Genomic DNA, 17,515 nt, shown 5'->3' on the forward strand with positions numbered 1-17,515 from the left:
AAAAAATGTGGGAGCGGGCTTGCTCGCGAATACAGAGTGTCAGTCGATGCATGTGTGACTGATACACCGTATTCGCGAGCAAGCCCGCTCCCACATTAGCTTTTCACCGGTCTTGGGATTTGTTTAGAAATCCAGACTGACCCCGACATTCACCCCTTGCTGGGTCAAATTGTCGTCCTTCCTCAGGTTATACGCCGCCCGCAACGCCAGGTCCTGAGTCAGCTTGTGGCTGACACCCAGGCTCAAACGGTCAGAGTTGCTGCGAGGCGTATACCCGTCCAGCTTGAAGTCGATTCCCTGCACGCTGTTGAGCGAAATGTTCACCTTCTGGGTGTCATTTTCAAACTCATGCTCGTGGGCCACTTCGCCAAAAACTTGAGTTTGTGGCGTGATGCGGTAGTTGCCTTGCAGGCCGATGCCCAGGCGCTTGGAGTCGCGTTGTTGATCATCAAAGGTCAGGGCGGTGGAGCGGCTGCTTTTCTCAGAGTAGCCATTGACTTCAACCCGCGCGTAGTCGGCGCTGATGAAGGGCGACAGGTGCCAGTCGCTGCCCGGTGCGGCGATGTCATACCCCACGCGGCCGCTCAGGGCCCAGAGCCAACCATCGGTATCACCTTTCTCCGAACCTTCGCTGACGCCCAGGGCGAACTTGCGCTTGAGGCTGTCGAAGTCCAGCTTGCCGCCGGTCAATGCAGCATCGGCCCACCAGTGATTTTGCTGGTACTGAGCGAAAGCCGTGCCCATATAGCTGTTGAGCTTGTAGTCCGAATCATTGGCACCGGCTTCGAGTGTCTGCCGATACAGGCCGGCGGCAACGCCCGCGCGCCAGTTTTCATTGAGCCGGTAGCTGCCACCGATATTCAGGTTATAGCCGCTGCCGTCGCCACTGGCCGAGCTGCTTTGATCATCGAAATCCAGGCGTTGGCCGCCACCGGCGACTATGGCGCGCCATTGGCCGACGGCTTGCCAACTGCCGTTGTCTGCTTGCCATTGGTTGCGCAGCTCGTCTTGGTGGGCGCGCAAGGTGCCTTGGGCCATTTCCGGCAGCAAGGTCAGCTCCCACGGCGCGGCGAGTAGCGAATAGGCGTAGTCGGCAATCAAGCGTTGCCCGGCCACGGTAGGGTGGACCGAGTCGTTGTAGATCAATTGGGTCGGGTCCGGGTTGGTGCCACCGATGCCGTAGGTAGGGTTGGCGGTGCAACTGTTACCGCTGAAGCAGGTGCCCGTCAGGTTCTGCCCGGTGGCGAGGCCGAAGCGGGCCGGATCGGCGAAAGCCTCGTTCAACAACAGCGGGATGTTCAGCGGGATAACCTGCGCATCCACTTGTGACAGGCGCTGTACCAGGGACTGGTTGAAAATATTACTCAGGGCCGAAGTCGCTGCTTGCTGTGGGGTGCCATTGATGGCCGGCGTCAGCCCCAGGTCGGGTAGCATCCAGACCATGATGTAGCGCGCGCCGGCTTGTTGCAGGGCCTGGGCGCTGTCCGCCAGCCTGCCTCCGGCGGCGACCGCTTGAGCGGGGCTGAGGACCCGGCCCTGCAGGAAGTCATTGCCGCCCCCGGAAAGAAAGTAAAGCGCGTTCGGGTCGGCTCTCCCACCATTAGCCGGCAGATAGCCCTGCCGGCTGCGCAATACAGTTCCGCCCCCGGGGTTGCCTGGGGGAATCGCAGCATTGGAGACTGAGGTAATGGAGTCGAGGATATTGTCGGTGCGGTAGCCACCCACTGCCCAGTTGTTTCCGTCTGGCAAACCCTGGGCTGCGCGAACCGGTGAGGTGGAGGCATTCAGGTCGTTGGGCGCGACGCCCAGTTTTGCGCCCAGCAGGGTCGAGGAGACCAGGCCATATTCACCCTGGAAGTTCGCCCCGGTTCGGTTGGTAAAACGTAATGTGGCGCCGGCCGAACCGTCGGGAAACTGGCCCGCATCCGCCAGGCTGTCACCGAAAACCACCATGGTTGAATAAGGTGACGGGGCTGCGAACGCCTGGGCGCAGGCCAATGACAGGAGGCAGCCGGCAAGGGGCGCGTAAAACGCTGGTCTGAGCATGCAAGATTCCATTCGGTTGTTTTTATGTTGGAGGTGAAACACTAGCAAAATTTTTGGCATTTTTTGTAAGGAAAACCGGAATCCGCCTACGTTGCGCCCCCGTATTTGCGGCTCCATATTGCACCGCTGGCGAGCCTACGTTACTGTGCCTGAACGTATGAATGAGACCCTCCCCGTGTTGATCATCAGCAAACTCTTGATGCGAGTAGTCAAGGCACACGCCCGTTGGCGTTGGCGCGCCTGACATTTTTCTCTGCCGGCCTGGCCGGACCTGTACCGATTTGCCTTCTTCACCCGTTGTCTGACGCCCCTTGCCAACTCCCCCTGGCAACCGGAACGTGCGTCTGGCAGCGGGTCACGCTCTTGGAAGGTGGTCATTTGAAATCAGTGAATTCAAGAGGTTTGAACCCACATGTTGCTGATGATTGATAACTACGACTCCTTTACCTACAACGTTGTGCAGTACCTGGGCGAACTGGGTGCCGAGGTCAGGGTGGTGCGCAACGATGAACTTACTGTTGCCGAAATCGCCGCGTTGAACCCCGAGCGCATCGTCGTCTCACCTGGCCCATGCACGCCGACCGAGGCGGGTATCTCTCTGGAAGCCATCCAGTATTTCGCCGGCAAGCTGCCGATCCTGGGCGTCTGCCTGGGCCATCAGTCCATCGGACAGGCGTTTGGCGGTGATGTGGTGCGCGCGCGCGAGGTCATGCACGGCAAGACCAGCCCGGTGTTCCATCGCGACCTGGGTGTGTTCCAAGGCCTGAACCTGCCGGTGACCGTGACCCGTTACCACTCACTGGTGGTCAAGCGTGAAACCTTGCCCGAATGCCTGGAGCTGACCGCCTGGACCCAACTGGAAGACGGCTCGGTCGACGAGATCATGGGCCTGCGTCACAAGACACTGAACATCGAAGGGGTGCAATTTCACCCTGAGTCAATCCTGACCGAGCAGGGCTACGAGCTGTTCGCCAACTTTCTCAAGCAGAGCGGCGGCACGCGCTAAGGACTTTTCATGGATATCAAGACTGCCCTGAGCCGTATCGTCGGCCATCTGGACCTGAGCACCGCGGAAATGAGCGATGTGATGCGCGAGATCATGACCGGTCAATGCACCGATGCTCAGATCGGCGCTTTTATGATGGCGATGCGCATGAAGAGCGAAAGCATCGACGAAATCGTCGGTGCGGTGTCGGTGATGCGTGAGCTGGCGGACAAGGTCGAACTCAAGACCCTCGACGGCGTCGTCGATGTAGTGGGCACCGGCGGTGACGGTGCGAATATTTTCAACGTGTCGACCGCCTCATCCTTTGTGGTGGCCGCCGCTGGTTGCACCGTCGCCAAGCACGGTAACCGTGCAGTGTCTGGCAAGAGCGGCAGTGCCGACTTGCTGGAAGCGGCCGGTATTTACCTGAACCTCACGCCGGTGCAAGTAGCGCGCTGCATTGACAGCGTTGGCATCGGCTTCATGTTTGCCCAGTCCCATCACGGCGCGATGAAGCACGCTGCCGGCCCGCGCAAGGACCTTGGCCTGCGTACCCTGTTCAACATGCTCGGCCCGCTTACGAATCCGGCCGGTGTGAAGCATCAGGTGGTGGGGGTGTTCAGCCAGGCGCTGTGCCGGCCGCTGGCCGAAGTCTTGCAGCGTTTGGGCAGCAAGCATGTGCTGGTAGTGCATTCCAAGGATGGCCTCGACGAATTCAGCCTGGCGGCGCCGACCTTCGTGGCGGAGCTGAAGAATGACGAGGTCACCGAATATTGGGTCGAACCCGAAGACCTGGGCATGAAAAGCCAGAGCCTACACGGCCTGGCGGTGGAAAGCCCGGCGGCTTCGTTGGAGTTGATTCGTGATGCCCTGGGGCGTCGCAAGACCGAAAACGGTCAGAAAGCTGCGGAAATGATTGTGCTCAATGCTGGCGCTGCCCTTTACGCCGCCGACCATGCCTATAGTCTCAAGGAAGGTGTCGCCTTGGCCCACGATGCGCTGCACACCGGCCTGGCTCGCGAGAAGCTCGAAGAGCTGGGAGCATTCACCGCCGTATTCAAGATGGAGAATGAAGGATGAATGTGCCAACCGTTCTGGAAAAGATCCTGGCCCGCAAGGCTGAAGAAGTGGCCGAGCGCCGCGCCCGTGTGAGCCTGGCCGAGTTGGAAGCGCAGGTGAAAGCCGCCGATGCGCCACGCGGCTTTGCCAATGCCTTGATCGCTCAGGCCAAGCTCAAGCAGCCGGCCGTGATCGCCGAGGTCAAAAAGGCTTCGCCGAGCAAAGGGGTGATTCGCGAACACTTCGTACCTGCTGAAATCGCCGCCAGTTACGAGAAGGGTGGAGCGACCTGCCTGTCTGTGCTGACCGATATCGACTACTTCCAGGGTTCCGACCTGTTCCTGCAACAGGCTCGCGCCGCGTGCAAGTTGCCGGTGATCCGCAAGGATTTCATGGTTGACCCATACCAAATCGTCGAAGCCCGAGCCTTGGGTGCCGACTGCGTGTTGCTGATTGTTTCCGCGTTGGATGACGTGAAGATGGCCGAGCTGGCGGCCGTGGCGAAAAGCGTCGGCTTGGATGTATTGGTCGAAGTGCACGACGGCGACGAGTTGGAGCGCGCATTGAAGACTCTCGACACACCGCTGGTGGGCGTCAACAACCGTAACCTGCATACCTTCGACGTCAGCCTGGAAACCACTCTGGACCTGCTGCCGCGTATCCCTCGCGATCGTCTGGTGATTACCGAAAGTGGCATCGTCAACCGCGCCGATGTGGAACTGATGGAGATCAGTGGCGTGTACTCGTTCCTGGTGGGCGAGACGTTTATGCGCGCCGAGAACCCAGGGGCGGAATTGCAGCGCTTGTTCTTCCCGGAGCGCGGTACGACGATCAGCGGTTCGACACTAGACTGATTTGAAATACGCTCGGAACTGTAGGAGCTGGCCTGCGATAGCGGCGGGTCAGCCAACCTCTGTGTAGCTGATACACCGCCATCGCAGGCAAGCCAGCTCCCACATTGGTGTTGTGTTTATTCAGGTAGGTAGGTGTTCGATGCTCCAGCCCGTGATCATGACTGTCGAAGCAGGCCTTGCCGCCGAGCAAGACCTATTGGCAGCCGTTTGCGCGGGGGAGCAGGCTTTCGGATTGCTGTTCTGGCAGCCCAGTGACCAAGCGCTGGTCATGCCGCGCCGTTTGAGCCGGTTGCCGGCATTCGAGGCGGCGAGCCAGGTCTCGGCCGATGCGGGTTGGCCGGTGTTGCTGCGTGAAACCGGCGGTGAGCCGGTGCCGCAGTCCGGCGCCACGGTCAATATCGCCCTGGTCTATGCCCCGCCGCGCAGTGAAGGCGACCAAGGGCGTATCGAAACCGGCTATCAGCGCTTGTGCCAACCGATCTGTGATCTGTTGATCGAGTTGGGCGGTAATGCGTCCGTCGGCGAAATTGACGGTGCTTTTTGCGACGGTCGTTACAACGTCAACCTCAATGGCCGCAAAATGGTGGGCACTGCCCAGCGTTGGCGACAAAGCGGTGGCCGCCCGGTCGGATTGGTGCATGGGGCGATGTTGCTGGAGAACGATCGTGAGCAACTGATTGCGGCGGTCAATCGCTTCAATCAAGCCTGCGGCTTGGAGCAGCGAGTTCGCGCCGACAGCCATATCGCACTGCACGAAGCGTTTCCTGCGCCGGATGCTATCAGTCGGCTCGACACGCTGTACCGTCAGATGCTGGCTGGCTTCCTGCCGGTTTAACGGGTGCCGAACACCACCATCGTCTTGCCTTTGACGTGCACCAGATTGCGTTCTTCCAAGTCCTTGAGCACGCGGCCGACCATTTCCCGCGAACACCCGACAATACGTCCGATCTCCTGGCGCGTGACTTTGATCTGCATGCCGTCGGGATGGGTCATGGCATCGGGTTGCTTGCATAACTCCAGCAGGCAGCGAGCGACGCGACCGGTGACATCAAAGAACGCCAGGTCGCCGACCTTGCGCGTGGTATCGCGCAAGCGCTGGGCAATCTGACCGCTCAGGGCATACAAGATATCCGGATCATGCTGGGCCAGTTCGCGAAATTTCGAATAGCTGATCTCGGCCACTTCGCACTCAACTTTGGCCCTTACCCAAGCGCTGCGTTCCTGCTCTTTGCCTGCTTGTTCAAACAGGCCCAGCTCCCCGAAGAAATCCCCGGTGTTGAGGTAGGCAATGATCATCTCACGGCCATCTTCATCCTCGATCAGGATGGTGACCGAGCCCTTGATAATGAAGAACAGGGTTTCTGAACGCTCGCCAGCGCAGATGATGTTGTGCTTGGCCGGATGACGCCGGCGCTGGCAATGCAACAGCAGCTTGTCGAGGTTCTTGATCTTGGGTGTGGGAGTAAGAGCAACCATGGTTGTATCCCGAAAAGACTGCGCGGTGTAGTTGGCGTTGTTTTTATCCAGCGGCCTCTCATTGATAGACGCTGTACAAGTCATGGCAATGCGCCATTCATTTGGCGCCAGCTTACCAGACACCTTCTGTCACGATTAGCCAATTTATCGGGCAAACGCTGTCATTTATCGAATTTATGCAGGGCGCTGCTGTTTCAAAGCCCTGTGCTAAGCTGGCGACCCTTTTTTAGCAGTGGAGTCTGGGCGATGAAGGCACGCATCCAATGGGCGGGCGAAGCCATGTTCCTCGGTGAGTCGGGCAGCGGCCACGTGGTGGTCATGGACGGTCCGCCGGAAGCCGGCGGGCGTAACCTGGGTGTACGCCCGATGGAAATGTTACTGCTGGGTGTGGGCGGTTGCAGCAACTTCGATGTGGTCAGCATCTTGAAGAAGTCGCGCCAGGCCGTGGAAAGCTGCGAAGCCTTCCTGGAAGCCGAGCGCGCCACTGAAGACCCCAAGGTTTTTACCAAGATCCATATGCATTTCGTGGTCAAGGGCCGGGCGCTGAAAGAAGCCCAGGTCAAGCGTGCCATCGAGCTGTCGGCCGAGAAGTACTGCTCAGCATCGATCATGCTGGGGGCGGCGGGCGTAGTCATTACCCACGACTACGAAATCATCGAGTTGGGTTGATTGCAGCAGGCAAAAGAAAGGGCGCTTTGGGCGCCCTTTTTTTCGGTTCAGATTCGATAGGTGCTTTTGGTCATGACCTTGGCCAACAGGCTCATGCCGAACCGTACCGGGGCTGGAAAGCGGAAGCCGCCCGCGTCCAGCGCGCTTTCTGCATGGTGTTCTTCATCGATGCGCATCTGCTCAAGAATGGCCCGGGACTTTTCGTCTTCGGCCGGCAGTTGCTCCAGGTGTTCATCCAGGTGTTTGCACACCTGATGTTCTGTCGCGGCCACAAACCCCAGGCTGACTTTGTCGCTGATCAGCCCGGCAGCCGCGCCGATACCAAACGACAAGCCATAGAACAGTGGGTTGAGCACGCTGGGATGGCTGCCCAACTGGCGGATGCGTTGTTCGCACCAGGCCAGGTGGTCGATCTCTTCCTCGGCCGCATGCTCCATCGCCGTGCGTACCTGTGGCAACTTGGCGGTCAGCGCCTGGCCCTGGTACAGCGCCTGGGCACAGACTTCACCGGTATGGTTGATGCGCATCAGGCCGGCCACGTGACGGGTGTCGGTCTCGCTCAGCTGTACATCCGGCTGCACGATGGCGGGCGATGGACGGTAAGGTTGGCCGCTGAACGGCAGCAGGGTGCGCATGGCCATGTCGGCTTGCAGCAACAGACGGTCAATCGGCGAGTAGTGACGTTGGGTAGTCATGCTGACCTCCGGGAAGAATCTCGGCGGCCAGTTTACCGCAAGAGAGCGTCCAGCGTTTGTGCTGAGTCAATTTGCCCTTGTGCACTCAGCCTGGTGGCCAGTTCATCTGGCGCTGACCCAGCACGTGCATATGGATGTGATAAACGGTTTGCCCGCCGTCTTCATTGCAATTCATCACCACGCGAAAGCCTTTTTCGCAGCCTTGTTCCACGGCCAGGCGTTGAGCAGTGAACAGGATATGGCCGGCCAGCGCCTTATCGTCCTCGGTCAGGTCATTGAGGGTACGAATGGGCTTTTTCGGGATAACCAGAAAATGCACCGGCGCCTGTGGGGCGATATCGTGAAAAGCCAGGACCTGGTCATCTTCATAGATGATCTTCGCCGGTATTTCTCTGTTGATGATCTTGGTGAACAGAGTATCCACAGCTGTATCTCCATCGTGAATGTGAGGTGAGTGTACTTAGGCCATCAGCGTGGGCAATAGGCCTTGTTGATGGCGCCGGCAATTTTGCGGGTCAGCCAGCGCGGGCTCAGGCGTGGGCTGAACGTCAGCCAACGGTTGCGGCGCCCGGGAATGATGATGGCTTTGTTCTTTTCCAGTGCGCGTACGGTGTAGAGCGCGACTTCTTCCGGGCTCATCAGTTGCTGGCTGCGGTCGAGTTTCGCCGTATCCATCTGTGCGGTGCCGAAGAATGCGGTGCGCGTAGGGCCGGGGCACAGCACTGAAACCTTGATGCCGCAGGTCTTCAATTCTTCGCGCAACCCTTCGGAAAAGTGCAGCACGTAGGCTTTGCTGGCGTAGTAGCTGCTCATCCACGGCCCAGGCTGGAAGGCGGCGACCGAGGCCACATTGAGGATTTGCCCGCCGCCATGCAGGGCCATGGCATTGCCCAGTGCGTGGCACATGCGGGTCAGGGCCAGGATGTTGACTTCGATGAGATCCTGCTCGGTCATCCAGTCCTGGGCCAGGAACGGCCCGCTGGTGCCGATGCCGGCGCAGTTGACCAGCAGGTCGATCTGCCGCTCACCCTCTTCGAGCTCCAGCAAAAAGCCGGACAAACGCAGCGGTTCGCCCAGGTCACAGGCACGAAACAGCACCTCGACGCCGAAGCGTTGGGTCAATTCCAATGCAATGCTTTCCAACTGATCACGCTGGCGGGCCACCAGAATCAAGCTGCGGCCGCGCCGTGCCAAGGCTTCGGCCAATGCCAGGCCGATGCCGCTGGAGGCGCCGGTGATCAGAGCGTAACGGGTCATGCCTTTCTCCATCGCAACGCCACCGGCCTATGACAGTGCGTCACAGGCGGCGGGCGTTTCTTCACTGTTCTGGAGAGTCTACAGGTTCGGCTGCGTCGTCAGCACTTTGCGCTGCGGCTTCATCAACGATAACGCTTTGATCGGCGTCTGCATCGGAGGTGATGGAGCTGCTTTCGTAGCTGCTGTCCATGTTGGCTTCAAGCTGGTCCAGATAGCCGTTCATGCCCAGGGTGACGACAATGATGAGCATCAAAGGGATAAACGCCAGCCACAGCGAGGCCAGTATTTTCACCGCAGTGGAGTTGCGTGGTGGTGGCGCGCCGTATTGGTTGGCGCCCGTATTGCCTGGCAATACCAGCAACAGCAGTGGGAATACGCTGTTTACCAGCGGAACCAGGTTGAGCAGGTACAGCCAGCCAGACCAGCCCAGGTCATGCAGGCGCTGCACGCCGATTTGCACGCTCACCACTACCAGTGCCACAAACAGCGCGAAACCCAGCAGTGAGCCAATAATGATGGCGATGGTTGGCGAGGCTGTCGCCACCGCGAAGCCCACCGTACTGATGATGCCCGCGGCCACCAACATCGCGACGGTCAGCGCCAGCGTCCAGGCCAGGTAGCGCAGGCGCCCGATGCGCCCGTGGATGGTGAACACCTTTAGAGTGGCGAACTCCGGCAGGTCGTCGCCAACGGCAGCGCGTGGTGGTGCATAAGGTGACGCGGCGGCGCGGTCAGCGGTTGACGAGCCTGTCTCGTGGGTTTCTGCCAGGCTGAATGCCACGGGTTGTTCGGCTTCGATGCGTGCGTCCACCCCGGCATTGTGCAGTGCCGTGAGGTAGGTTTCAGCGTCGGAGTGGGACAGGTCGCGTTTGAGCGCGACGGGGCGGCCGGTGAAGAGCTTTTCGATTGCGTCAACATCGCTTTTGAATAACTCGGCGAGGTTCAGCTTGGCGGTGGTGCTTTCGACACCTGGGCGCAAGGCTCCGTCAAACACAATCTTGAAACGGCTGTCGCTCATGCGGGCATCCTTGTCACTTAATCAGGGGGAGTATGCAGGCCTGTCCAATTGGCAGGCCCGGCAGTGGGTCAGCGTGGCCAGCGCAGTTGCGCGGCATGCTCGCGTGCTTTGCGGTATTCGGCATCCAGGCGCGCTATGAGCTCATCCACACTGGGCACATCATTGATCTCACCGACGCCTTGGCCGGCAGACCATACAGTTTTCCACGCTTTGGCCTCATCGCTCAATGGCTTGAGCTTGGAACCGAAGTTGACTTCCCCTTTGCCTTGAAGCGCAGCGAGGTCAAAACCGGCATTTTCCAGGCTCTGGCGCATGAAGCCTGCAGGTACGCCGGAGACAGCAGGAGTGTGCACGATGTCGGCGGCGCGCGATGTGAGCAGCATCTCCTTATAGGCATCCGGTGCCTGGCTTTCGGTGGTGCCGATAAAGCGCGTGCCGAAATAAGCGAGGTCTGCCCCCAGCACCTGGGCGGCAAGAATTTCGTGCCCATGGTTAAGGCAGCCCGCCAGCAGCAGGGTTTTGTCGAAGAACTGGCGAATCTCGGCAATCAGCGAAAAGGGGCTCCAGGTGCCAGCGTGGCCTCCCGCGCCAGCGGCTACGGCAATCAGGCCGTCGACGCCGGCTTCAGCGGCTTTCTCGGCATGGCGTCGGGTAGTGACGTCATGAAATACCAGGCCGCCGTAGCTGTGAACGGCATCTACCAATTCCTTTACCGCACCGAGGCTGGTGATGACGATGGGCACCTTGTGCTCGACGCAGATCGCCAGGTCGGCCTCCAGCCGCGGGTTGCTGTTGTGCACGATCAGGTTCACGGCATAGGGCGCAGGGTTGTCCAACTGCGCCAAGCCCGCTTCGATTTCTTCCAACCAGGCCTTGAATCCACTGCTTTCGCGTTGGTTGAGCGCCGGGAAACTGCCAACTACGCCGTTGCGGCAGCATGCCAGGACCAGTTGCGGATTGGAGATCAGAAACATCGGCGCGGCCACCACGGGCAGGCGCAGACGTTGTTCCAGCAGAGCGGGCAGCGACATTGGAGGTTCCCCGAGTAATTGAAGTTAGAACGGTTTGACCACGACCAAAATTACGATAGCCAGCAATATCAGAACCGGGACTTCATTGAACCAGCGATAAAAGACATGGCTGCGGGTGTTCTCGCCACGGGCGAAGCGCTTTACCTGTGCGCCGCACATGTGATGGTAGCCAATCAGCAGGACGACCAGGGTCAGCTTGGCGTGGATCCAGGCGCCCGACTGGAAAATGCCGGGGTTGAGGGCCAACATCCAGATGCCGAAGACCAGTGTGGCAACCATCGCCGGGCCCATGATGCCCCGGTACAACTTGCGCTCCATGATGCTGAAGCGTTCCTTGCTGACGGTGTCTTCGCTTTGGGCGTGGTAGACGAACAGGCGCGGCAGGTAGAACAGCCCGGCAAACCAGCAAACGATGCTGACGATGTGGAAGGCTTTGACCCATAGATAGAGCATTTTAGTTATTCCCAGGTTCACGGTAGCGAAGATAGTAGTGGCTCATGCGCCCGTACGTCACGTTGACGGTTGTCGCAGGACGATACGGCCCCTATTATCGACGGCTTTCCAGTGGGTTCGTTGAGGGCAGGTTTATGGTCAAGGTCGGTATCGTCGGCGGCACGGGTTACACCGGTGTCGAATTGCTGCGTCTGTTGGCTCAGCATCCGCAAGCTGAGGTGGTGGTTATCACTTCCCGATCCGAAGCCGGGCTGGCCGTGGCCGATATGTACCCGAACCTGCGAGGCCACTATGACGGCCTGGCGTTCAGTGTGCCGGACACCAAGACCCTGGGTGCCTGCGACGTGGTGTTCTTCGCCACGCCTCACGGTGTAGCCCATGCGTTGGCCGGTGAGCTGTTGGCGGCGGGTACCAAGGTTATCGATTTGTCGGCAGACTTCCGCCTGCAAGACGCCGATGAGTGGGCCAAGTGGTACGGCCAACCACATGGTGCGCCGCAGCTGTTGGAAGAGGCAGTCTACGGCCTGCCGGAAGTCAATCGCGAGCAGATCAAGCAAGCACGCCTGATTGCGGTGCCGGGTTGCTATCCAACAGCCACGCAATTGGGCTTCCTGCCATTGCTGGAAGCTGGTCTGGCGGATGCGTCGCGCCTGATCGCCGACTGCAAGTCGGGCGTCAGTGGTGCGGGCCGTGGCGCAGCAGTCGGTTCTCTGTACTCCGAAACGTCGGAAAGCATGAAAGCCTATGCGGTAAAAGGTCATCGTCACTTGCCGGAAATCCGCCAAGGCCTGCGCCGCGCTGCCGGCCAGGAGGTAGGGCTGACCTTCGTGCCGCACCTGACGCCAATGATCCGCGGGATTCACTCCACGCTGTATGCGACTGTCACCGATCGCTCGGTAGACCTGCAGGCGTTGTTTGAAAAGCGTTATGCCAATGAGCCGTTCGTCGATGTGATGCCGGCCGGCAGCCATCCGGAAACGCGCAGCGTGCGAGGCGCCAATGTGTGCCGTATTGCGGTGCATCGTCCGCAGGATGGCGACCTGGTGGTGGTGTTGTCGGTCATCGATAACCTGGTCAAGGGCGCGTCGGGCCAGGCGGTGCAGAACATGAACATCCTGTTCGGTCTGGACGAGAAGTTGGGCCTGTCCCACGCGGGCATGCTGCCTTAACGCGGGCTTACCGTTGCACAAAAGGCCCGTTGATCGGGCCTTTTGCATTTTTAATGGTCGCTGGGCAGATTGATATACCGTAACAATAGTTGACCGCTTTTCTAGGAGAAGCGGATAATGCCGGTCATTACGCATATGGCGGCGCTACGCCGGGAGATTATCAGCATGAGCGTTGAATCCTTCACCCCCACGGCTTTGCAATTCACCCACGGTGCTGCGCACAAGGTGAAGAGCCTGGTCGATGAAGAGGGTAATGATCGCTTGAAGCTGCGCGTATTTGTTACGGGCGGCGGTTGTTCAGGGTTTCAGTACGGTTTTACCTTCGATGAAGATGTGGCCGATGACGACACTATCGTTGAGCGCGAGGGTGTGAGCCTAGTCGTGGATCCGATGAGCTTCCAATACCTGGCGGGTGCAGAGGTGGATTATCAGGAAGGTCTGGAAGGCTCGCGCTTCGTGATCAAGAACCCTAATGCCACCACGACGTGTGGTTGCGGGTCCTCGTTCTCGATCTGACCGGTAGCAGATACAAAAACGCCGCTTGGCTTTACGGGCCAAGCGGCGTTTTGCTGTCTGGGATTCAGGCGGGGTAGATCGCGCCAAGCACTCGAAGCCCGCGAGCGCCAGTGACGCTGGGGCGATTGGCGGCAATGCCTTCAAGGCAGCAATGGGCCAGCCAGGCGAAGGCCATTGCCTCTACCCAGTCAGGGTCTACGCCGTAGGCCGCTGTAGTGCTGACATGGGTGGAAGGCAGTAGCGCGGTCAGCCGGCTCATCAGTGCCCCGTTATGGGCGCCGCCGCCACAGATCAGCAAGGTTGTTGTGTCAGTTTGGGCGCTTTGCAGGGACTCGACGACGGTCAGGGCCGTCAGCTCCAGCAGGGTGGCCTGTACGTCTTGGGGGGCAAAGGCGGGCAAGCGGCCAAGGTGCTGCTGCAGCCAGGCCAGGTTGAACACCTCTCGCCCCGTGCTTTTCGGGCCTTTGGTCAAGAAAAACGGATCGCTGAGCAACGTGGTGAGCAACTGGGGCTGTACCTTTCCGCTGGCCGCCCATTGCCCGTCCTGATCGAAGTGTTCGCCGCGCTGCAAATGAATCCACGCATCGAGCAGCACGTTCCCTGGGCCGCAGTCGAAACCGGCGACAGGCTTGCCCGTCTCGATCAGGCTGAGGTTGCTGAACCCGCCGACATTCAATACCGCGCGATTGCCCGTCTGCTCGCCGAACAAGGCTTCATGAAAGGCTGGAACCAATGGGGCGCCTTGGCCGCCGGCAGCGACATCGCGGCTGCGGAAGTCGCTGACGACGGTGATATCTGTCAGTTCGGTGAGAAGGGCAGGGTTGCCGATCTGAACGGTAAAGCCTCGGGCGGGTTCATGGCGAATCGTCTGGCCATGGCTGCCAATCGCCCGAATGTCCTGAGGCCTGAGGTTCTGTTGATCCAGCAGGGTGTGGATGCCTTGAGCGGCAAGCGTTACCCACTGTTGCTGAGCAATTGCTGAGCGGGCGATTTCATCCGGGCCGCTCGCGCATAGGCTCAGCAGCTCTGTGCGCAAGGCGTCAGGCATTGGGATATAGCGGGTGGCGATCAGATTGATCGCCGCACCTTGTTCGATAAGGGCGATATCCAGGCCGTCGAGGCTGGTCCCGGACATCACACCGATATAGAGCGGCATACCTTAACGCTTCGCCGAAGCCAGCAAGGTGGAGCGCTCTTGATCCATCCGTGCCATCAGCGGCTGGCTCTGCTGCATGAAGCGCGCGCGTTCGGCCTTGGCAATCGGGTCGGCCATCGGCAGCTTCTGGCCCAATGGGTCGACGTGTACGCCGTTGACCTGGAACTCGTAGTGCAAGTGCGGGCCGGTGGAGAGGCCGGTGGTACCGATGTAGCCGATCACTTGGCCTTGTTTCACGTTGCCGCCAGTCTTGACGCCCTTGGCGAACCCTTGCATGTGGCCGTACAGCGTGCGGTAAGTGTTGCCGTGCTGGATGATCACCGTATTGCCGTAACCACCACGGCGCCCCGCCAACAAGACCTTGCCGTCGCCCGCCGCCTTGATTGGCGTGCCACGCGGCGCGGCATAGTCGACGCCCTTGTGTGCGCGAATTTTATTCAGAATTGGATGCTTGCGGCCCATGGAGAAACGCGAGCTAATACGGGCAAAGTCAACGGGTGTACGGATGAAGGCCTTGCGCATGCTGTTGCCATCAGCCGTGTAGTAGCTGCTGTTGCCTTGTTTGTTGGTGTAGCGCACGGCGGTGTAGGTTTTGCCACGGTTTGTGAAGCGTGCAGACAGAATGTTGCCAGTGCCGACTACTTTTCCGTTGGCTACTTTCTGCTCGTAGATCACGTCGAATTCGTCGCCTTGACGGATGTCCTGAGCGAAGTCGATGTCGTAGCCAAATACGCTGGCCATGTCCATGGTCATGCTATGCGACAGGCCCGCACGCGCGGCCGATTGCGACAGGGAGCTGTTGATCACGCCATGTACGTAGGCGGAACGCATGACGGGTTTGGTGGTGATTCGGTTGAATGCGAAGCCTTTGGCGCCTTTGCTCAGGCTGATGCTTTCCAAGTCACTGATGCTGGTGTGCAGGTTGTTCAACTGGCCGTCTGGCGTCAGCTCAAATTCAAGCTTTTGGCCACGTTTGAGCTGAGTGAATTGCTTGGCTTGCTTATCGCTGGCGAGCACGTCATTTACAGCGGCGGCAGGCAACCCAACCTTTTCGAACAGGGTAGAGAGAGTGTCGCCTTTGCCCACGATGACTTCGCGATGCTGGGGATTCTTGGCTGTGGCGGCCGCAGGTGCTTCCTGGGCGGCTTGCTGGGTGTCTTCGGGAGTGCTTTCGATCTGTGCGAAAGGTGATTCAGTTGCAGTGTTTGTGGCTTGTTGTGCGTCGGAAGCGTCTTGATCTTGTGTCAGTTGTTCAACTGGGCTTTCCAGATCAAGGCTCAGGGATGTTCGTTTGGCTTCAACGTCACTGGAAGGGAATACCAGCAGCGCCAGGCTGAGAAGGGCGGCGATACCACTTGCGGCGAGCAGGTGGGTCTTCGGGTAAAGCGGCGGCGCTTTAGACGGTTCAGTGGTCATAGGTAATTTTGACTTTGAAGATGAAATGGAAAAGATGAATGACATGATGAAGATGAAATAACTGTATAAAATATAACCAAATCATCTGTGGCGCAAGCTCGCGAACGCTGGGCTTGCTGAACGGTGTCCGTGCGCAGGGCAAAACTTGTAATTAGTCCCTGATCTTGTATGGTTGGTTCCCTTTTGAATCTGAGCCTTGCGGGTCTGTTATGAAGTCGGTTGAAGAGCAGCTAGCGCTGATAAAACGTGGTGCGGAAGAACTGTTGGTCGAGTCCGAGCTGATCGAAAAGCTCAAGCGTGGCCAGCCCCTGCGTATCAAGGCTGGCTTTGATCCGACTGCGCCGGATCTGCACTTGGGTCATACCGTGCTTATTAATAAGCTGCGTCAGTTCCAGGAACTGGGCCATCAGGTCATCTTCCTTATAGGTGACTTCACCGGGATGATCGGTGATCCAAGCGGCAAGAGCGCTACGCGCCCGCCGCTGACTCGCGAGCAGGTGCTCGATAATGCCGAGACCTATAAAACCCAGGTATTCAAGATCCTTGACCCAGCCAAGACCGAGGTGGCGTTCAACTCCACTTGGATGGACAAAATGGGGCCGGCAGATTTCATTCGCCTGACGTCCCAGTACACCGTGGCGCGCATGCTTGAGCGCGATGACTTCGACAAGCGTTACTCGACCAATCAGCCAATCGCCATCCATGAGTTCCTTTACCCGCTGGTTCAAGGGTACGACTCGGTGGCGCTACGTGCGGACGTTGAGTTGGGTGGCACCGATCAGAAGTTCAATCTGTTGATGGGGCGTGAATTGCAGCGCGCCTATGGTCAGGAGGCTCAGTGCATTCTGACCATGCCATTGCTGGAAGGCTTGGATGGCGTCAAGAAGATGTCCAAGTCCTTGGGTAACTATGTCGGTATCCAGGAAGCGCCGGGTGTGATGTACGGCAAGCTGGTGTCTATTCCGGACGCGCTGATGTGGCGTTACTTCGAACTGTTGAGCTTCCGCTCGATGGACGAAATCAATGCGCTGCGTGCGGATGTCGAGGCGGGTGCTAATCCTCGCGATGTGAAGATTAAGCTGGCTGAAGAAATCGTTGCGCGTTTCCATGGTGAGGAGGCTGCGGCCAGCGCTCACCGTGCGGCAGGTAATCGCATGAAAGATGGCGAGTTGCCTGACGATCTGCCGGAGATTGAGCTGACTGCTGCCGAGGCTATGCCGATTGCGGCTGTGCTTAATAAGGCTGGCCTAGTGAAGAATGCGGCGGTAGCGCGTGATCTCTTGGGTTCGGGCGGTGTGCGTATAGATGGTGAGGTGGTTGATCGCACCTTTATATACGAGCTGGGCGCCACTCACGTTTGTCAGGCGGGGAAGAAGGCATTTGCGCGTATTACGCTCAAATCCGAATAAGTCTGAAATAGGTGTTGACGGCGAATTATATCTGTCTATAATTCGCCCCACTTCCGGCGCAGTCGAAACGGAAAACTCATTGGTAAACAATGAGTTACGCAGTTCTCGACAGCAAGTTGCTTCAGTTCATCGAAGCCAAAAGGAAGTTGAAAAAGAGGTGTTGACAGCAGCGTGTAACGCTGTAGAATTCGCCTCCCGCTTACGAGAGATCGCAAGCGCAAGTGGTTGAAGTTGTTGAAGAAATCTTCGAAAACTTCTGAAAATAACCACTTGACAGCAAATGAGGCTGCTGTAGAATGCGCGCCT

19 protein-coding genes are annotated in these 17,515 nt (G+C 58.8%); 8 read left to right on the forward strand and 11 right to left on the reverse strand.

The genetic code is table 11. The features are described 5' to 3' along the window. Nucleotides 1-123: 123 nt before the first annotated feature. Entirely contained in the window at nt 124-2,046 is a 1,923-nt protein-coding gene (gene estP / locus TX24_RS10780) for an esterase EstP (protein WP_057710308.1), read from the reverse strand. A 412-nt stretch (nt 2,047-2,458) separates the two neighbouring features. On the opposite strand from estP, the gene TX24_RS10785 reads away from it, so the two are divergent. The 4 genes from TX24_RS10785 to TX24_RS10800 all read left to right on the forward strand — a co-directional run bounded on the left by TX24_RS10785 (nt 2,459) and on the right by TX24_RS10800 (nt 5,779). After that, entirely contained in the window at nt 2,459-3,052 is a 594-nt protein-coding gene (locus tag TX24_RS10785; RefSeq protein WP_057710309.1) for an aminodeoxychorismate/anthranilate synthase component II, read from the forward strand. 9 nt (nt 3,053-3,061) lie between these two features. After that, on the forward strand, nt 3,062-4,111 hold the full coding sequence (trpD, locus tag TX24_RS10790) for an anthranilate phosphoribosyltransferase (RefSeq protein ID WP_003194694.1): 1,050 nt from the start codon (nt 3,062-3,064) through the stop codon (nt 4,109-4,111). Beyond that, nucleotides 4,108-4,944, forward strand: coding sequence for an indole-3-glycerol phosphate synthase TrpC (gene trpC, locus TX24_RS10795; protein WP_057710310.1), 837 nt, complete (start codon nt 4,108-4,110; stop codon nt 4,942-4,944). Before trpD ends, trpC begins: the two co-directional genes overlap by 4 nt. Nucleotides 4,945-5,083: 139 nt before the next feature. Further along, nucleotides 5,084-5,779 (forward strand): lipoate--protein ligase family protein, encoded by a 696-nt coding sequence (locus tag TX24_RS10800; RefSeq protein WP_057710311.1) that lies wholly within the window; start codon nt 5,084-5,086, stop codon nt 5,777-5,779. Here TX24_RS10800 and crp read toward each other — a convergent pair. Beyond that, complete coding sequence (gene crp, locus TX24_RS10805; protein WP_044269426.1) at nt 5,776-6,420, reverse strand: cAMP-activated global transcriptional regulator CRP; 645 nt, start codon at nt 6,418-6,420, stop codon at nt 5,776-5,778. The genes TX24_RS10800 and crp overlap by 4 nt on opposite strands. Nucleotides 6,421-6,666: 246 nt before the next feature. Here crp and TX24_RS10810 point away from each other — a divergent pair, with 246 nt between their 5' ends. After that, nucleotides 6,667-7,089, forward strand: coding sequence for an OsmC family protein (locus TX24_RS10810; RefSeq protein WP_003194686.1), 423 nt, complete (start codon nt 6,667-6,669; stop codon nt 7,087-7,089). 47 nt (nt 7,090-7,136) lie between these two features. On the opposite strand, the gene coq7 is transcribed toward TX24_RS10810, so the two are convergent. The 6 genes from coq7 to hemJ form a co-directional block, all read right to left on the reverse strand. Then, on the reverse strand, nt 7,137-7,784 hold the full coding sequence (gene coq7 / locus TX24_RS10815; protein WP_003194684.1) for a 2-polyprenyl-3-methyl-6-methoxy-1,4-benzoquinone monooxygenase: 648 nt from the start codon (nt 7,782-7,784) through the stop codon (nt 7,137-7,139). An 85-nt stretch (nt 7,785-7,869) separates the two neighbouring features. Next, entirely contained in the window at nt 7,870-8,208 is a 339-nt protein-coding gene (locus tag TX24_RS10820) for a histidine triad nucleotide-binding protein (RefSeq protein ID WP_003194682.1), read from the reverse strand. A gap of 44 nt (nt 8,209-8,252) precedes the next feature. Then, nucleotides 8,253-9,041 carry an SDR family NAD(P)-dependent oxidoreductase gene (locus tag TX24_RS10825; protein ID WP_003194680.1) on the reverse strand — a complete coding sequence of 263 codons (789 nt, stop codon included), beginning with the start codon at nt 9,039-9,041 and terminating at the stop codon, nt 8,253-8,255. Between the two features lie 61 nt (nt 9,042-9,102). Continuing rightward, nucleotides 9,103-10,059: a DUF805 domain-containing protein gene (locus TX24_RS10830; RefSeq protein ID WP_044269424.1), complete on the reverse strand. Its 957-nt coding sequence runs from the start codon at nt 10,057-10,059 to the stop codon at nt 9,103-9,105. A 68-nt stretch (nt 10,060-10,127) separates the two neighbouring features. Further along, complete coding sequence (locus tag TX24_RS10835; protein ID WP_057710312.1) at nt 10,128-11,090, reverse strand: NAD(P)H-dependent flavin oxidoreductase; 963 nt, start codon at nt 11,088-11,090, stop codon at nt 10,128-10,130. Between the two features lie 24 nt (nt 11,091-11,114). After that, entirely contained in the window at nt 11,115-11,543 is a 429-nt protein-coding gene (gene hemJ, locus TX24_RS10840) for a protoporphyrinogen oxidase HemJ (RefSeq protein WP_003194674.1), read from the reverse strand. A 134-nt stretch (nt 11,544-11,677) separates the two neighbouring features. Here hemJ and argC point away from each other — a divergent pair, with 134 nt between their 5' ends. Beyond that, entirely contained in the window at nt 11,678-12,712 is a 1,035-nt protein-coding gene (gene argC / locus TX24_RS10845; RefSeq protein WP_044269421.1) for an N-acetyl-gamma-glutamyl-phosphate reductase, read from the forward strand. A gap of 165 nt (nt 12,713-12,877) precedes the next feature. Further along, on the forward strand, nt 12,878-13,228 hold the full coding sequence (gene erpA / locus TX24_RS10850; protein ID WP_003176443.1) for an iron-sulfur cluster insertion protein ErpA: 351 nt from the start codon (nt 12,878-12,880) through the stop codon (nt 13,226-13,228). A 64-nt stretch (nt 13,229-13,292) separates the two neighbouring features. Here erpA and TX24_RS10855 read toward each other — a convergent pair whose 3' ends face one another. Both TX24_RS10855 and TX24_RS10860 read right to left on the reverse strand, forming a co-directional pair. Further along, nucleotides 13,293-14,384, reverse strand: coding sequence for an anhydro-N-acetylmuramic acid kinase (locus TX24_RS10855; protein WP_057710313.1), 1,092 nt, complete (start codon nt 14,382-14,384; stop codon nt 13,293-13,295). Nucleotides 14,385-14,387: 3 nt separating this feature from the next. Then, nucleotides 14,388-15,800, reverse strand: a complete 1,413-nt coding sequence (locus tag TX24_RS10860) for a peptidoglycan DD-metalloendopeptidase family protein (RefSeq protein ID WP_044269419.1) — start codon at nt 15,798-15,800, stop codon at nt 14,388-14,390. 209 nt (nt 15,801-16,009) lie between these two features. On the opposite strand from TX24_RS10860, the gene tyrS reads away from it, so the two are divergent. Continuing rightward, entirely contained in the window at nt 16,010-17,209 is a 1,200-nt protein-coding gene (gene tyrS / locus TX24_RS10865; protein WP_044269417.1) for a tyrosine--tRNA ligase, read from the forward strand. 35 nt (nt 17,210-17,244) lie between these two features. Here tyrS and TX24_RS32300 read toward each other — a convergent pair. Then, a partial coding sequence (locus tag TX24_RS32300; RefSeq protein WP_208604731.1) for a hypothetical protein occupies nt 17,245-17,515 on the reverse strand: 271 nt, incomplete at its 5' end.

This window comes from Pseudomonas lactis, from assembly GCF_001439845.1.
Lineage (GTDB): Bacteria > Pseudomonadota > Gammaproteobacteria > Pseudomonadales > Pseudomonadaceae > Aquipseudomonas > Aquipseudomonas lactis.

Excerpts from the sequence above, each read along its gene's own strand:
- estP (WP_057710308.1), bottom strand. The coding sequence starts at position 2,046 with ATGCTCAGACCAGCGTTTTACGCGCCCCTTGCCGGCTGCCTCCTGTCA.
- TX24_RS10785 (WP_057710309.1), top strand. The coding sequence starts at position 2,459 with ATGTTGCTGATGATTGATAACTACGACTCCTTTACCTACAACGTTGTG.
- trpD (WP_003194694.1), top strand. The coding sequence starts at position 3,062 with ATGGATATCAAGACTGCCCTGAGCCGTATCGTCGGCCATCTGGACCTG.
- trpC (WP_057710310.1), top strand. The coding sequence starts at position 4,108 with ATGAATGTGCCAACCGTTCTGGAAAAGATCCTGGCCCGCAAGGCTGAA.
- TX24_RS10800 (WP_057710311.1), top strand. The coding sequence starts at position 5,084 with ATGCTCCAGCCCGTGATCATGACTGTCGAAGCAGGCCTTGCCGCCGAG.
- crp (WP_044269426.1), bottom strand. The coding sequence starts at position 6,420 with ATGGTTGCTCTTACTCCCACACCCAAGATCAAGAACCTCGACAAGCTG.
- TX24_RS10810 (WP_003194686.1), top strand. The coding sequence starts at position 6,667 with ATGAAGGCACGCATCCAATGGGCGGGCGAAGCCATGTTCCTCGGTGAG.
- coq7 (WP_003194684.1), bottom strand. The coding sequence starts at position 7,784 with ATGACTACCCAACGTCACTACTCGCCGATTGACCGTCTGTTGCTGCAA.
- TX24_RS10825 (WP_003194680.1), bottom strand. The coding sequence starts at position 9,041 with ATGACCCGTTACGCTCTGATCACCGGCGCCTCCAGCGGCATCGGCCTG.
- TX24_RS10830 (WP_044269424.1), bottom strand. The coding sequence starts at position 10,059 with ATGAGCGACAGCCGTTTCAAGATTGTGTTTGACGGAGCCTTGCGCCCA.
- TX24_RS10835 (WP_057710312.1), bottom strand. The coding sequence starts at position 11,090 with ATGTCGCTGCCCGCTCTGCTGGAACAACGTCTGCGCCTGCCCGTGGTG.
- hemJ (WP_003194674.1), bottom strand. The coding sequence starts at position 11,543 with ATGCTCTATCTATGGGTCAAAGCCTTCCACATCGTCAGCATCGTTTGC.
- argC (WP_044269421.1), top strand. The coding sequence starts at position 11,678 with ATGGTCAAGGTCGGTATCGTCGGCGGCACGGGTTACACCGGTGTCGAA.
- erpA (WP_003176443.1), top strand. The coding sequence starts at position 12,878 with ATGAGCGTTGAATCCTTCACCCCCACGGCTTTGCAATTCACCCACGGT.
- TX24_RS10855 (WP_057710313.1), bottom strand. The coding sequence starts at position 14,384 with ATGCCGCTCTATATCGGTGTGATGTCCGGGACCAGCCTCGACGGCCTG.
- TX24_RS10860 (WP_044269419.1), bottom strand. The coding sequence starts at position 15,800 with ATGACCACTGAACCGTCTAAAGCGCCGCCGCTTTACCCGAAGACCCAC.
- tyrS (WP_044269417.1), top strand. The coding sequence starts at position 16,010 with ATGAAGTCGGTTGAAGAGCAGCTAGCGCTGATAAAACGTGGTGCGGAA.